This is a genomic window from Pseudoalteromonas sp. McH1-7 (assembly GCF_013366255.1).
GTDB lineage: Bacteria > Pseudomonadota > Gammaproteobacteria > Enterobacterales > Alteromonadaceae > Pseudoalteromonas > Pseudoalteromonas peptidolytica.
In genome coordinates this window covers 14,197-28,879 of record NZ_JABWPQ010000028.1, presented here as the reverse complement: position 1 = coordinate 28,879, position 14,683 = coordinate 14,197, and the positions used below count along the sequence as shown (strand labels likewise).

The 14,683-nt window shown below is 41.4% G+C and carries 14 protein-coding genes; 2 read left to right on the top strand and 12 right to left on the bottom strand.

Annotation, left to right across the window (positions count from 1 at the left end; all coding sequences use genetic code 11):
• Positions 1-284 precede the first annotated feature (284 nt).
• The 3 genes from HUZ36_RS17970 to HUZ36_RS17960 form a co-directional block, all read right to left on the bottom strand.
• Positions 285-728 carry a GNAT family N-acetyltransferase gene (locus HUZ36_RS17970; protein ID WP_125254107.1) on the bottom strand — a complete coding sequence of 148 codons (444 nt, stop codon included), beginning with the start codon at positions 726-728 and terminating at the stop codon, positions 285-287.
• Positions 729-892: 164 nt separating this feature from the next.
• Positions 893-1,303: a GNAT family N-acetyltransferase gene (locus HUZ36_RS17965; RefSeq protein ID WP_125254106.1), complete on the bottom strand. Its 411-nt coding sequence runs from the start codon at positions 1,301-1,303 to the stop codon at positions 893-895.
• 128 nt (positions 1,304-1,431) lie between these two features.
• Complete coding sequence (locus tag HUZ36_RS17960) at positions 1,432-1,914, bottom strand: MarR family winged helix-turn-helix transcriptional regulator (RefSeq protein WP_125254105.1); 483 nt, start codon at positions 1,912-1,914, stop codon at positions 1,432-1,434.
• Positions 1,915-2,030: 116 nt separating this feature from the next.
• On the opposite strand from HUZ36_RS17960, the gene HUZ36_RS17955 reads away from it, so the two are divergent.
• Positions 2,031-2,918 (top strand): DMT family transporter, encoded by an 888-nt coding sequence (locus tag HUZ36_RS17955; protein ID WP_176033591.1) that lies wholly within the window; start codon positions 2,031-2,033, stop codon positions 2,916-2,918.
• A 71-nt stretch (positions 2,919-2,989) separates the two neighbouring features.
• Here HUZ36_RS17955 and HUZ36_RS17950 read toward each other — a convergent pair whose 3' ends face one another.
• The 4 genes from HUZ36_RS17950 to HUZ36_RS17935 all read right to left on the bottom strand — a co-directional run bounded on the left by HUZ36_RS17950 (position 2,990) and on the right by HUZ36_RS17935 (position 7,219).
• The gene (locus tag HUZ36_RS17950; protein WP_241651576.1) at positions 2,990-3,520 is read right to left on the bottom strand and encodes a GNAT family N-acetyltransferase; all 531 of its coding nucleotides are present in this window, start codon (positions 3,518-3,520) and stop codon (positions 2,990-2,992) included.
• Between the two features lie 87 nt (positions 3,521-3,607).
• Positions 3,608-5,221, bottom strand: a complete 1,614-nt coding sequence (locus HUZ36_RS17945) for a HAMP domain-containing sensor histidine kinase (protein ID WP_254879580.1) — start codon at positions 5,219-5,221, stop codon at positions 3,608-3,610.
• A 3-nt stretch (positions 5,222-5,224) separates the two neighbouring features.
• Positions 5,225-6,031, bottom strand: coding sequence for a phosphate/phosphite/phosphonate ABC transporter substrate-binding protein (locus HUZ36_RS17940; RefSeq protein WP_176033609.1), 807 nt, complete (start codon positions 6,029-6,031; stop codon positions 5,225-5,227).
• 324 nt (positions 6,032-6,355) lie between these two features.
• On the bottom strand, positions 6,356-7,219 hold the full coding sequence (locus tag HUZ36_RS17935) for a LysR family transcriptional regulator (protein WP_176033590.1): 864 nt from the start codon (positions 7,217-7,219) through the stop codon (positions 6,356-6,358).
• A 106-nt stretch (positions 7,220-7,325) separates the two neighbouring features.
• Here HUZ36_RS17935 and HUZ36_RS17930 point away from each other — a divergent pair, with 106 nt between their 5' ends.
• Positions 7,326-8,003 (top strand): FMN-dependent NADH-azoreductase, encoded by a 678-nt coding sequence (locus HUZ36_RS17930; protein WP_128732236.1) that lies wholly within the window; start codon positions 7,326-7,328, stop codon positions 8,001-8,003.
• A 163-nt stretch (positions 8,004-8,166) separates the two neighbouring features.
• Here the strand turns inward: HUZ36_RS17930 and HUZ36_RS17925 are convergent, their stop codons facing one another.
• The 5 genes from HUZ36_RS17925 to HUZ36_RS17905 all read right to left on the bottom strand — a co-directional run bounded on the left by HUZ36_RS17925 (position 8,167) and on the right by HUZ36_RS17905 (position 14,487).
• Positions 8,167-10,851, bottom strand: coding sequence for a DUF349 domain-containing protein (locus HUZ36_RS17925; protein WP_128732237.1), 2,685 nt, complete (start codon positions 10,849-10,851; stop codon positions 8,167-8,169).
• Positions 10,841-11,122: a YeaC family protein gene (locus tag HUZ36_RS17920; protein WP_125254388.1), complete on the bottom strand. Its 282-nt coding sequence runs from the start codon at positions 11,120-11,122 to the stop codon at positions 10,841-10,843. The genes HUZ36_RS17925 and HUZ36_RS17920 overlap by 11 nt, the downstream gene beginning before the upstream one ends.
• Positions 11,123-11,124: 2 nt before the next feature.
• On the bottom strand, positions 11,125-11,451 hold the full coding sequence (locus HUZ36_RS17915) for a hypothetical protein (protein WP_125254389.1): 327 nt from the start codon (positions 11,449-11,451) through the stop codon (positions 11,125-11,127).
• Between the two features lie 108 nt (positions 11,452-11,559).
• On the bottom strand, positions 11,560-13,230 hold the full coding sequence (locus tag HUZ36_RS17910) for an alanine/glycine:cation symporter family protein (protein ID WP_176033589.1): 1,671 nt from the start codon (positions 13,228-13,230) through the stop codon (positions 11,560-11,562).
• A gap of 129 nt (positions 13,231-13,359) precedes the next feature.
• Positions 13,360-14,487 carry a M14 family metallopeptidase gene (locus tag HUZ36_RS17905; protein ID WP_128732239.1) on the bottom strand — a complete coding sequence of 376 codons (1,128 nt, stop codon included), beginning with the start codon at positions 14,485-14,487 and terminating at the stop codon, positions 13,360-13,362.
• Between the last annotated feature and the right edge of the window lie 196 nt (positions 14,488-14,683).

The following is a 14,683-nucleotide window of genomic DNA, read 5'->3' as shown; positions in this document are numbered from 1 at the left end:
CTTAAATAAGCTTGCTATGTAGAGGCGAGCAAATCTTGTCGATAACAGCGCTATTGCTTCATGCTAGCACCAAGATACCTGCATATACTCAATAATGGCGCATGCGACGCCGTTTGCACTTGAGGTGTTCGTCTCATTATCTATGTAGGTAGGGCAAAAATAATGCTATTTGGTTGTTCTAAATAAGAAGTTTCGAACGCAGTTAGGATCAGATTTACGCCTTCAAATAGTGCAAGTATTAAGGCCAATTGGCATGGTAACTAGCAACTGTGTAGTGTGCCCCACTAGCCTTTATTTCTTACCATTTTATCTACGGTTACGGCAACAGAGTTATAAGTGGTTTCAAATGTTTCAGTAACCACAAAGCCAACACTTTTATACACTTCTTTAGCAACACAGTTTGAAGCGACAACGTATAGGCTTGCTTCTTGCGAAGTAAGAGAAAGTAAGTACTTCAGTAAGTCTTTGCCAATTCCTTTTCCTCGATGATCCGGATGTACAAATAGTGCCCTGATTTCTGTATGACAGATAGCGCAAAATGCTGCTATCGACCCCAGTTCATAAACAAATATTTGAGATTCGAATAGCTGCTCATTCCGTGGTATATCTTCTGACAACGGTAGTAAAGTAAACTCAGCAGCTTCCTGTGCCAGCTCATCTAATTTGGATAGATTGTAAATCTCTTCTATCGACTGAAAGTCGTCTTCTGTATATGTCCTTATCGTCAATGTTCACTCCTAGTGGCTAAGTACATGATATGTAGCAGAGTCGCAGGCTAGATAAGAATTTGCAAGCTAGAATATAACCTGCATTTGAGGCTTTATTACTTACTTTCAGCATTTCACCAAAAAACTTTATACTAAACAGATAGGTACGAGCACTCAATACTTTATTAAGCGTTAGGTCTGAACTTTTTTGTCATGCCTTGACTCGCGGGGGAAACCAACTTGTAACCGAGTTTTTTATAAAACTCAGGTTCATCAGCGATCATCGATACGTAAGAGCCTTCTAACACAACGGACGATAAATAGTCATCTATATATTCCATGACTTTACGACCAAGCCCTTGACCTTGATAGGCAGGATCAACCGCAACATCTACAACCTCGAAGTTACAAGCGCCATCCCCTACCACTCGCCCCATGGCAATTAAGTTATCGTGATCTCGCACAGTAATAATGTAGAGACTATTTGGCAATGCGATTTCTGCTGCTTTTATAGACTTGGGAGAAAGACCTGCTTTTATTCGCATTTCACAAAATTCGTGTGGACTGGGAGCTTGAGATTGATACGTTATTGTCATTATTTTCACCTTTGTTATTCTCATTGGTAAGCTTATACAACAAAACTGTATAAATAAACAGGTATTTACACGTTTTAAATTTCAGCCAATAAGTCACAGTAAATAAATTTGCTCTTTATTTTTAGCATTCACTCGAACTGCTTTAACCACCCTTTTAGTAATTCATTCAATAATACTCGCTGTTCGGGCTCCAACTCCTGCACTAATTGAGCTTGTAGCGCGATATGCGGCTCAATCAGCTTTTCAATCAAGCTTAGTCCTTCAGCTGTCAACTCAACAGTCACACTGCGGCGATCTTCCTTACAATGTTCTCGTTTAATCAGTCCTTTTGCCGCCAGCTTATCTAAGCGATTAGTCATAGCGCCAGAGGTCAGTAGCATGGTTTTAAATAACTCTGATGGAGTTAAGCGAAAAGGCTCGCCACTACGACGTAGGGTAGCTAGTACATCAAATTCACCTAGGTTTAAACCGTATCGCTTGTGTAGTTTTTCTACTTCGGCTTCCATATGTTTAGCGATGCGCACCAAGCGACCCATTATCGCCATTGGTGTTGTCTCTAAGTGTGGTTTTTCACGAGCCCACTGCTCTTGTACTCTGTCAATTGCGTCCATCAATAATTGCCTCAACAACAAACTTTGTAAATAAATATCTTAACATAAAGATACTTTACAAAAAGTGTTTTTAGTAATACCTTAGCGAGAAGTATCTCAATATAAAGATAATTAACGTGAATATACTTCTCGCAATGATCCCTGCATTTTTATGGGGAACTACGTATGCGGTAACACAATACACACTTGCAGACTGGCCTCCTCTCTTACTGGGTGCTATTAGGGCACTTCCCGCTGGACTGATTTTGTTGGCTATAAAGCCCAGTACACCAAAAAAAGAAGACTGGCCGATACTGTTCGGTCTCGGTGCAATTAATATCGCCATTTTCTTTGGCATGATCTTTATAATGGCGCTAACACTCCCATCAGCCATATCTAGTGTTGGCATGGTATCTGTCCCCGTGTTCGCTATGTTTTATCATTGGCTTGTTCACAAGCAGCGGCCGGGGTTAGCACAAGGGTTATGCGGGGCTGCACTCATCTTTCTGGCTTGGTTGCTTTTTGATCCAAGCTCTCTTAGCTTAAACCCGCTTGGCTTAGGGGCAATGCTTGCAGCAATAACCTGTATTGTGATTGGCAGCGCCATTACTAAATCTCTTGGCGGCCGTATGCATTGGTGGACTGTGCTAACTTGGCAATTGATTATTGGTGGCACGATGCTAACACTTGCCGCTGCGTTTCAAGGTATTATCGCTCCAACTAGCTATATTGCAGCTTTTGATAGCTTTTCTGTGGTCAATTTCGTCGGTATTGTGTGGGTAGTCGTACTTAATACGGCACTTGGCTACAGCTTGTATGTATGGGCTTTGCAACGAATGTCGGTAGTAGAGTTTGCTTTTGGTGGTATTGCCAACCCGCTCGCTGGCATTTTAACGGGTATGATACTGCTGGGTGAAGCGTTCTCGCTATTTCAATATATGTTAATGTTCGGCATGATCATGATGCCTCTTCTTCCTGCATTGCTAACTGCAAGGGTACGAGGCAAAGCATTAACCGCAAGCTAGCAAACCATCACTGTGTTTGAGCAATAATGGCTCAAACACTTACCACTGAAGGTGCCATGTTGTAAACAAGGTTAAAGCCATAGGCGATACACGTATAGCGCCTCGTCACCACTCGTTTTTGTCTGATCCGTGACAGACCCAATAAGCTGGCCTCCCGCTTTTGTAATGATCCGTTGGCTGGCGGTATTAGAGGCTAAACACTGAAACTCTATCGACTTAATATCTGATACTGCACGTAGCTTGGCTATCACCTGTGTCAACACTTGACCAATAATGCCATGACCGCGCGCGTGCGCTCCAAGCCAATATCCGACCTCTGCATTTTGCGCTTTAGGGTCAACATATTTTATGCCAAAGACGCCACAAAACTGTTGCTTGAACTCAATTGCCGACCACAGTCCACCCACCGAATTATTTATTCTCGTTTCAATATACCGTCTAGCATCAGATTCTACTTGAATATCGTTTACCCATGGCAGTACAGCCTCTAAGCTCGTGCGACTGTCTTGCACACAGCAAAAGAGCATTTTTGCATGCTCAACAGATAAACTCTGAAGCTTTATATCCGAGCTAATATCCAACTCCACCTTGGTGTGCTCCAATTGTTCCCATTTTATGTAAAACTTAATTGATCGCTAGATAATTTACAATATCTGAATTTGTAAAATAGAAGTATCACTTTTTTATATTCAGCTATTTTGTAATACAGGTAAATTGATAGTAAAACAGCTCCCAACTCCTTCTTCACTCTGCACGGTGAGTTTTCCCCCATGCTCTTTGATGATGTCATAACTTACTGATAGCCCCAGCCCAGTGCCTTTGCCAATTGGTTTAGTCGTAAAGAATGGATCAAATATTTTATCGATACTTTGTGGTGAAATTCCCACACCATTGTCTTGTATTCGAATGATAACTTGGTCATTCTCCATACTTGTCGAAATACTCACTTCCCCATGTCCATCAAGTGCTTGAGAAGCATTAATCAATAAATTGGTTAGTACTTGTATCAGCTTGCCCATGTTTGCCTGTACAGGGGGGAGCTGACTCAGTTTAGTCGACACATTAGCCTGATATTTTAACTCACTCGCGACCAAATTTAAGGTCGTTTTTATGCAAGCGTTCACATCACATGGCTGTAAATCTAGACTATCTGCACGCGAAAATTGTTTGAGATCTTTGACAATTGTTGACACTCGCTGTAAGCCCGACTCAGTCTCTTCAATTAGTGCTTTGCTGTCGCTGTTTAGAAATTCAAAATCCTTGCGGTCAATAAACTCCGCCATGTTTTGCACTGAACCTGTATTTTTCGCCTCCATTGCATGCTCTGCAAGTGTCACATAGTCACTATGGTAGCCCTTCATTACATCCATATTGCTGGTAACAAAGCCAAGTGGATTATTAATTTCATGAGCTACCCCTGCGGCTAACACTCCGATAGATGCCATTTTCTCTGAATGTATAAGTTGTTGCTGAGCTGTTTCTAATTCTTGGTTTATTTTTTCAAGCTGTTGGTTTTTGTGGTGCAGCTTTTGCGTTCTTTGCGCAACTAAACGTTCTAAATCTTTGTTTAATTGTATCAGTTCACGCTGATACTGTTGGCGCTGCTGGTGTTCTTCGGTTAGTGTGTGGTAGAGTTCGTCAAAGGCAGCGGATAACTCTTGTAATTCATCCCGGCTTTGAATTGGTTGCCATTTGAAATCAAATACTTCATCTTTTACGCTTTTAGTTATCTTTTTCGCCTGGCTTTTTAGTCGATATAAATTGGTAGTCAAGTACATACCCAGTATATATGAGAAAATAGCAACCAGTGCCATCTCAAATAATGCAATCGAAATTGTCCAACGCTTTACTTCCGACATGGCACGGTTAATCGCGCCGATATCGATTCCGATATGTATCGTCGCAAAATGTGTCCCACCTTCCGTAATGCTGGTATGCACATCAAAAATGCCGTCACTTACTTCCTCAACCAAGCTATCAGGCTCAGATAAACGCGTTTTAAACTCACTAGAGCCAGCATAAGATAATAGATTTGATTTAACATCAACAACTTTGACATAAAGAATGTCAGGATTAGTAAGTAACTCGGCTGTAAAAGCATCTAATGTGGCCAAATCATAGGAGAGCACGGCATCTTTAGTCGCGCTGGCAAATAATCTAGAAGTGGTGGTTGCCCGCTTATTCATTGCATCGTTTGCAGACACCATCATAAAGTCAATAACAACGAGTATTAATGCACTGAGCAGTACCGCTTCAATTATCGCAGTACCTATCATTGTTTTTAGCCTCAGCGAGTACCACATATATTATTCTTTCCCTACTAATATATCTATATTAAGCGCTTCAACATCCTGCCAATGTGCATTGGATGCGGGCATGATGGCTGTAAAGTTAACGGCCGCAAGTAGTGCTCGCCCTCGTTCACTGTTTGCCAGTGACGTAAGTGCATGCGTGAGCCTAGCTTTGGCTTCTTGCGGCATATCTTGTTTTACCGCAAACGCATGGGGAGTGTAACCTGGTGTAGTCCACAAAATATCCAGTTGAGATTTTATCTCAGGGTCGGTATTTTCTAATGTTCGGATCACGCCACCTCCGGCTTTAACAAAGCCTCTGGCGACATTAAGATACACGGAGTCATGAGACGAAACATAACGAGGGGTAAAACTAATCCCCTGTTTCATCAACTCACTCCTTGGCAAAATACTCGCCGCAAATGCCGCTGGCGCAGGGAAAGCTAGAACGTGGTCATGTAACTGTGACAAGGTATTAATACCTGAGCCTTTCTTCACCACGATAATCCCTTTTATTTGTTTGTTTTTTTGTCTCGCTATAGCCTCATACCCCGCTTGTTTGTTAAACACGATAAAATGATATGGATTCATATAAGCGACATCATACTCTTGATTTAGCAACCGAGATTCAAAAGTGGGAATATCTTTTGCCGTTTTGAAGATGTACTTATCACCGGTTTTGTCGTTAATATAATTTAAAACGGGCTGCCAGTTTTTAACTAGCTTATTTGCTGACTGCTGAGGTACAAATGCAAAAGTATACTCGGCTGATAAAGCCGATAACGAAAAAAGCAATCCTATAATTAGAAAAAACGATTTCATCATTTACCACCGTGCAACAAAGTCTCAATACAGATCTATTAATAATTGGTTAGGCCGAAACCCAAGTGGCCAGTGCTTGAATTAATATTTAAGATATTTTGTAAGTTGATACATTTTTAAGCGCGACTAACTGTTTATCCCTATTCCAACTTAAGTATAGAACAAAAACCAAAACAACATTTTTATGTTTTCTTGGCTAAAATCACACCTAAAAGATCAAAAAGGTACGCGCTAATTCTCTTTCGAGCCAGTTTGGGCTATTTGGTGTAAATCCGTTGGGTTTCGTCTGTGGACGTCCTGCCGTAACCAATGTACACAAAGAGGTTAACAAGTACGCCCTAGTTCTTTTTCGAGCCAATTTGAAAATTGATGTAATTCTGATGAATTTCGACGGTGAGCTGTCTTTCTTGACCAATAGCTGTATCCCACAAAACTCGGTATATTTTCATATTGCTTTAACCAGCCACATTCAACCGCAGATCTAGCCAGCACATTGCTTACTAAGGCAACCCCTTGTCCGGCCAGTGCGGCTTGCAATACAAAGTGCTCTTGTTCAAAGTACTGAACTTCATATAAATTTTCATCTACATGGTTTTTCCAAGGAATATTTTTTAACCCCTCGTCATCACGCCAATGTGTAACAAAGAGTACCGGCTTTCTGCCAACCGGTGGTTGATAATTTAAACTACAATAACCGCCTATTTGTTCTGTGACCAAACATGTTTCTTCGGCGTTAGACTGACTATGCCCATAACGGAGTGCAATATCTATATGCTTATCTTCATTTAAGTTTATGAGTTTATCACTTGCACAAATCACCACCTTTTGATGCGGAAATAAACTCGTGATGATGCCCATCTTTGGCGCTAGCCACAACGCAGCAAATGAATTACAGCATGAAATAAGCAAGTCCCGTTGGCGAGGACTAAACTCAACAAACGCATTGTCCAATGTATTTAGTGTATCAAAGCACGTTTTGGCCAGTGCTTGACCTTGAGCCGTTAACTTAATTGCACGAGTATGGCGTTCAAATAGTGGTACTCTCAAATGAGATTCAAGGGCCTTGATCTGATGTGATACCGCGGTCGGCGTAACATTTAGTACTTTCGCAGCTTCTTTGAAACTCATCAGATGAGCAGCTATAGCAAAAGTCTTAATGTTGTTTAGTGATGGTAAATTTTTAAGCATAACGAACCTATAGTTAAGTTAACCTCATCTATCTAATCAATCTTCTCATTTGTTAAAAAGCTTTATTAACAAGAGAATAAGCTTAATTAATAAATGGAGATAACTAATGAAAAACATTCTATACATAAGTTCAAGTGCAAGAAAGTATAATGACCATAAACCGCAACATCAGTCTATTTCACGGATGCTGGGCGAACATTTTTTAAATGAGCTATCGGCTGATCTGCTAGATGTAGAGGTAGTGCATCGAGATCTCTCGATTCATCAACCCGCCTTTATCGACGAAGCCTTTCTTGCTGCTGCATTCGAAAAGCATAGCTTGAGTGAGGAGCAACAACAGATCCTTGCGGCATCAGATCTAGCTATAAAAGAAGTCAAAGATGCAGATGTTATTGTAATTTCAAGCCCTATGTACAACTATGGTATGCCCGCTGTATTGAAGGCATGGTTTGATCTGGTCATTAGGGTCAACCAGACTTTTAGCTTTGATTTAGCCAGAGGCGACAAGCCGCTATTACCAATACTCTCCGGTAAGTCAGTCGTCTTGTTAGCATCATGGGGAGAGTGCGAGTTTAAAAAAGGGGGAACACAGCACCATTTAAACCATTTAAGCAGTCATATAGAGCAACTTTCTCCTTACCTAGGTGCTGACAATTTTTACGAAATCGCATCTGAGTATCAAGAGTTTAACGACCAAAGGCACCAAGACTCTAAGCAAAAAGCAATTGAGGACGCCATTGAGCTTGCGAAGTTATTAAAAGCAAAACACGTGACAGGTCATTAACCTGTGATCAGACTAAACAATAAGCTAATACATTGTTTTTATGTAATATAGTTTGCTTAGTTAGCTTCTTAAAACTAAGCAAGTACTAAGACAATTTCAGTGTGATAAAAGTAAAGCGTACAGAAGACGCCCATTTAACCTGTGGTTAAATGGGCTTTATTGATCATGCGTTTAAGATTGCCAGTAATCTATCTTTAGCGCTCTTTAAGGTATCTTGGTCTACCTCAGCTAAATAGCTGACCAAATAGGTTTCAAGGCTACATTCCTCTCCCTGCAGCTTAGCATCAAGCATCGCAACTTGTTGCGACATTCTATCATTTTGCCACTGCGCTGGGGTCGGTTGATTTGTTAGTATTTCAAGTCGCAAGATTAACTGTTGAGCAGTCAGTTCAGTTTTATTGCTTCCCTGCCATGTTGCAGGGATCACGTCACCGTTTTCAACAGCACTCACCAACTCGTTAAATTTTTCGCGGCGTTGCGATGAAAATAAGTCATCTAGCTTTGACTTTACCTGTGATAGCAATCGGCTTTTCTCTTGTTTAAGCGCAGCTACCACTGATGTCGCTGTTAACTCCTCGCGAATGTTTATCAGCTCATTTTGTGTTACGGCTTCAATCACTTTACTGTCTAATTCAGCTAACAGCTGACGCTGTTCAGCTTCAAGACTTTTCTCGAGTGCTTTTTGCTCAGCATATTGGGCACTGCGCTTTTCAAATACAGCGTCATTATGCGCACGGAACGCTTTCCATAATGTGTGCTCTTGTTTTGCACCTGCAAAGCCAATTTGCTGCCATTGTTTTTGAAGCGACTTAAGTAGCTCACAAGATGCCGCTAAGTCATCCGACTCAAGTTGCTGCTCGGCAATTTCAACAAGTTTTGCTTTTTCAACAGCATTGCCTTGATGGAATGCTTTTAACTGCTCATAAATTGCTTGATGATGTTGACGGTAAGTGGCATTCAGCTTTTGATATACCTTAGCATCAACATTACCTGCACTCTTCCATGCTTTAGCAAGACGGTTAAATTGCGCTTCAACCTCTCGCCAATCATTATTTTCGCTTTGAAGTGAAGCTAATAAAGCCTCTACATCATTTATAATTGCTTCACGCTTTTCTTTAGCCTGCTCACGAAGGACTTCTTGTTCAGCAAAATATGCTCTACAAGGAGCGAATAACAATTCTATTTTTTCATCAAATAGCACCGCTTGTGCTTTTTCTTCGTCGCTCTCTACGTGGCCTAATTCATTCCAGCGTGCACGAAGTAATTTAACCTCTTCAGCACGCTTCTGCGGGTCGATATCCTCTTCTTGTAACTTGTTGTCAAGTTCACTCAATAAGGCTTCACGCTTTGGCGTTGCTGCATATTTCTGCCAATCTTTTAAATCATTTAATGCTTTAGACAAGCTGTCATGCTGACTTTCAAGCTGTTTTTTGTAGTGTGGTGTGAGTAGTTCATACTGCTCTACAAACCCATTGAAAACGCCGAATGCCACGTTGAAGCGACCCTGATCAATGAGCCGTTGTACATCTCGTGCCTTTTTCTTAGCGATTTTCAAGGCTTTATCTTGCTCAGCTTTAAGAGGCTCTATAGCGCTCATAAATGTCTGGCTAACCTCTGCAAGTTGCACTTTAGCTGGTTTTTGTAGCATTTTTGGTAAGGCATCTAGGGACTTTCTTACCACCACATACGCATCTTTTTGAGCTTGCATTTGTGCATCGAGTTGCTCAATAGCATCTGGTGCTTCGATAGCCTTAAGCGCGCTTAATGCCTGGTTAAACATTTCGTTAGCTTCGATTATGCTTGGCAAGTTTGATAAATCTCGTTCAATATTATTTAACTTACTTTGCAAATCTTTTAGGTCAGTAGTATTGACGTACTGTGCAGATGCCATCTTGCTTCTTAGCATCTCTACGCGCTCAACAAGACCTGCATGTGGTGCTAAATCCAGAGCTAAACATGCAACTTCCACTGACTTTTCAATTGCCTCCAACTCAGCAGTGAACTCGGCAATTTCAAGTGCTTGATCCTGTTTAGCTTTTAGCTCCTCTTGTAAGGCTTGGTGCTTTGCATGTAACGATTTTAAATGACGGTGCAGTTTTTCTGAAACAAGCTGATACTTAGCATCAAGTGTCGCAACCGTCTCTTCGTCAAGCCATTTAAGCTCAATACTTTGCCACTGTGCAAACAACTGCTCTGCTTGTGTATTCACTTGCTCAAAATCGGCTTTATCTCGTAGCGCATTAAGTTTCGCAAGTACAACTCGTGTTTGCTCAGCCACTTGTGCTGGCATCTCTTTAGCTAGCCGCTGTTGCTCAAGCGCATGCTCAATGGCTCCTAGTGCCTTACCTTTAGCGCTCTTTAATACAGATTTTTCAAGACTGTACTGATAAATAAGATCAAGCATTAATGCTTGAAGTGACTCGTCACCATCTTTAAACGTCTTTTCAATTAATGACGTATTTGCTAAGCGCTTTAGCAGTTTAACCTTATTGCTTGAGTCTGTTTCACGCACAGCAACTTTTTCGAGCGTTTTCACCGGGGCATAGCGCTCTATGTACTCTTCACGAATTTCTTGCAGCAGCGCATTATCTTGGTTGATAACAGCACTAGATATTTTTTGCTCTGCCAGTTCTTTAAGCTCACTATCTTGCTTATAAACTTTCCACCAAAGCCCCAGATCATTAACTCTGGTAAGAACCTTTTTCCGGATCTGCGCAGACTCATCTTCGAGCGCTAGAGTGTGGAGCAATGTCGCATCTTTACTTAGATCTAGTTTGTCTACCGCTTGTGAACGAACGTCTACTTTAGGGTGTTTCCATTTCGGTGTAAAAAGGTGTTTAAAGATCATTTTCACTGAACCTAGCTATTTCATTATCGGCTTTGAATTCTTGTTGTAATTCGCGTTTGGATTTTTGCACCATCTCACCTTTTTCGTTTATGGTGAATTGTTCGTTGGATTTGACTACCTTTGCTTGGTATAGCATCACCAACTGAACCGTTTGCTCTTTTTGGGCTTCACTAAGAGGCGTACCATCAGGCCACTTCCCCGTCGCTGCACCATATTGCAAACGTTCGAATATTTCTGGGGTAATATTTTGAACTAAGCTATCTACATTCATTACTACTTTTTCTTTTTCAAAATAACGAGTATTACTCGATTAATTAAGTACCAAACCGTGCCAATACCTATCGCGCTTTTACTTGCTATCATTTCGAAGGAGTTAGGCGCAGGCTGTTGCCAGTAAATATATAAGAATCCGCCAAGCACTAGGATCAATGCAATAAATGAATAATTCATCACTGTTTGTTGGCGCTTGACGCGATTTCTAGAGGCTGCTCTTTCTCTGTCTTCTTGAGAAAAGTCTGCTAAATTGGTTTCACAATGAGGGCAGGACTTGTGTTTGGAGGAAATAGATTTATTGCAGCTGGGGCACTGTGCTATTGCCATCGTGTTACTTCTCCATTATACAAAAAAGGGCACCTGTGAAGTGCCCTATTCTACTACCTTTGCGATGCCTTGTCCTTAGATGACAAGATAATTTTAATTAAAATTCGTTCACTGTTTGTGTTCTTTGTTGAAATCTTCCCAGTAATCTTTCACCGAAGATTTCATTTCTTTTCGTAGCAGGAAAATACCAAACAGGTTAGGTAGGGTCATTACAACAATTGCTACCGCTGCAAGTTTCCAAACCAGAGTTGTGTCTGCAAACGACGCCCAAAAGAAACCCGCCACATAAAATACTCGATACGGCATAACAGAGCGGCTACCTAGCAGGTAAATCATAGCTCGGTCACCATAGTAAGACCACGCAATTGCTGTAGAAAATGCAAACAACAACAAACCAATAGAGACAATATATTTACCATTTTCGCCTAAATAGCCTCTGGTAAATGCTTTAGTTGTTAATTCAGCAGAATGAACCAGCGAGTGACCAATCAAGCTTACGCTATTGTCTGTTGGTAACCCGTTTTTCACCTCAACAATTCCAGTGTATTTGTGACGCTCAGTAATACCAAAACGTACTTTCTCGCCAATGGAGCGCGAATGGATAACCGTGAAGTTTTCCGTTACGGCTTTACCCTGTACAACTTCAATTTCGCCATTGAATGGTTTTACATTGTGCTCTTTTTTACCATTTAAGTAAGCATATAGAGCTTCTCGGTCTTGCTGGTTAGACTCGTCATATTTACCATCGAGAATAATCATTGATGAACGCTCGAAGTGAGTTTCGAATTTTTCAGTCCACACACCTGAGGACAAGATAACAAGTCCAGTCAAGGTACAGATAATGATGGTGTCGATAAATGGTTCTAAAATAGAAACCATCCCCTCTGACACTGGCTCGTCGGCTTTTGCCGAAGCATGCGCGATGGGTGCAGAGCCTTGACCTGCTTCGTTAGAAAATAAGCCACGGTTTACGCCACGATTAAACGCATAGGCAAAAGAAGCTCCCAAGAAGCCCCCTGCAGCCGCTGAGCCCGTAAACGCATCAGTAAAAACAGAAAGAAACGAAGGAACAATATTCTCAATGTTGTAGAAGATAACCGCAAAAGATCCCAAAATATAGATAGCGGCCATCAGTGGTACAATACGAGATGTAATGGCTGCAATACGCTTAATACCACCTAAAATAACAAGCGCTAGTAGAATTGAAAGCACTGCACCTGTGGCCATCGGAGCAAAACCGAAGGTCGCTTCCATGCCCTGAGCAATATTGTTTATCTGCGGCAAGCTACCGGTACCAAATGAGCTGATAACAGTCGCGATTGCAAATAACACCGCTAACCATTTCATGTTCAGGCGGCGATCCATATAATACATAGGACCCCCTGCCATTGTGCCATCATCTGTTTGCACGCGATATTTGTGAGAGAGGGTCACTTCCACAAATTTGGTTGTCATACCAAAAAATGCCGTCATCCACATCCAAAAGAGTGCCGCGGGTCCACCAATTGAAATCGCCAGAGCCACCCCTCCAATATTACCTGTTCCAACCGTACCAGAGAGTGCTGTTGCCAGTGCTTGGAAGTGCGTGGTATCCCCTTCTAGGCCTTTTTTATCGTATTTTCCCGTCACCACCTTACACGCATGTTTGAAATATCGTATTTGTGGAAATTTCAGGTAAATGGTAAAAAATAAACCAACCCCCAGCAACACATACGGGAACCAAGGTGAACCACCTAACATCCCATCTAAGCTATCTAATAAGCTGCCTAACGCATCCACGATTATTCCCCTTTATTGTTGTTATTACACCCTGTTGAGGTGTTTTAAAAACGTCTTTATGTTAATTATTTGTTTTTACAATCATACAAAAATAAGCGGGTAATCAATCATGATTACCCGCTCTTGTATTTATCTTAAGTCATCAACTACGTTTAGGATTGCCGCTAACGTGTCTTGACCGAATTGATATGAACGTCGGTCTGACCAGCCAAAGTACGGGTCTGGTAGATTTGCATTGTCCTTAAACGGCATTTCAACAGTATAAGCCAACGCCTTGAACGTTTCACCCACAGCACATGAGGCCACGGTAAGGTTTGCTTCTCCCGGTGCATCTTTATCGTAACCAAATTCATCTTGGAACTCAGGTGTGATGGTTAACAGTGCCGCCTTAAACGATTCTTCTAAACGCGCTAATCGCTCGTCGTAACTTGGGATACCTTCACTACCCGCAACAAAGTTATACGGTAAAGCTTCATCACCATGAATATCTAGGTACATATCCAGCCCTATTTCACGCATTTTATTAAGCACGTAATAAACTTCTGGTGACTGTTCTAGAGTTGGTGTTTGCCATTCCCTATTTAAGTTAACGCCTTTTGCGTTGGTGCGAAGGTGGCCACGTACACTGCCATCTGGGTTCATATTTGGCACGATATAAAAAACGGCTTTTGATAAAAGTGCAGCGGCATGAGAGTCTTCGTCATCAAGTAGTTTGTGAAGTAGTCCTTCAACAAACCACTCTGCCATTGTCTCACCTGGGTGCTGACGAGCGGTTATCCAGATTTTTTTCTTCTCTGGTGATGGTTCGCCAATAGTCAGCAAACTCATATCTCTTCCGTCTAACGTTTGACCCAATGTCTCAACGACACAGGCATCATGTGACTGCGCCCAATAAACGAGGTCCAGGTGACGCTCATAACTATAAGGCGCAAAATATGCAAAATACGTGTGCGCGCACTCTGGTTCAAAATCAATAGTCAATGTGCCATTTTCATAGCGTGTTGGTACACGGAACCAAGTTTGACGGTCATAAGATGCAACTGCTTGATAGTCATCCCAACCTTCTGGGTAAGCAGAATCCAGTAACTGATTAATTTGAATTTTATGCTCTATGAAAGGTGTAGACTCAAGTCTAAAATGAAACCACTGGAAAAAATCAGATTCATTGTCTTTATTGATTTCTAGTTGGATATCTGTAGGTGATGTCGCGTTAATTACCTTGATATTCCCACTATCGAAATTGCTCGTAATGCGCATAGGTTTCCCTAAGTAAGTTAAAAATTGTTGTGTAAATACACAGTTACCAAACTAATACCAATTATCTTAACTAAGTGGTCTACTTTGAGGCGAAAAAATCATGTCGATAACTCCGCTGCCACATCCTGCTACTACCAAGATACCTAAATCCAAGTAGGCAAGGCAAAAATTTTGCTATTTCAGTTGCTCTAAATAG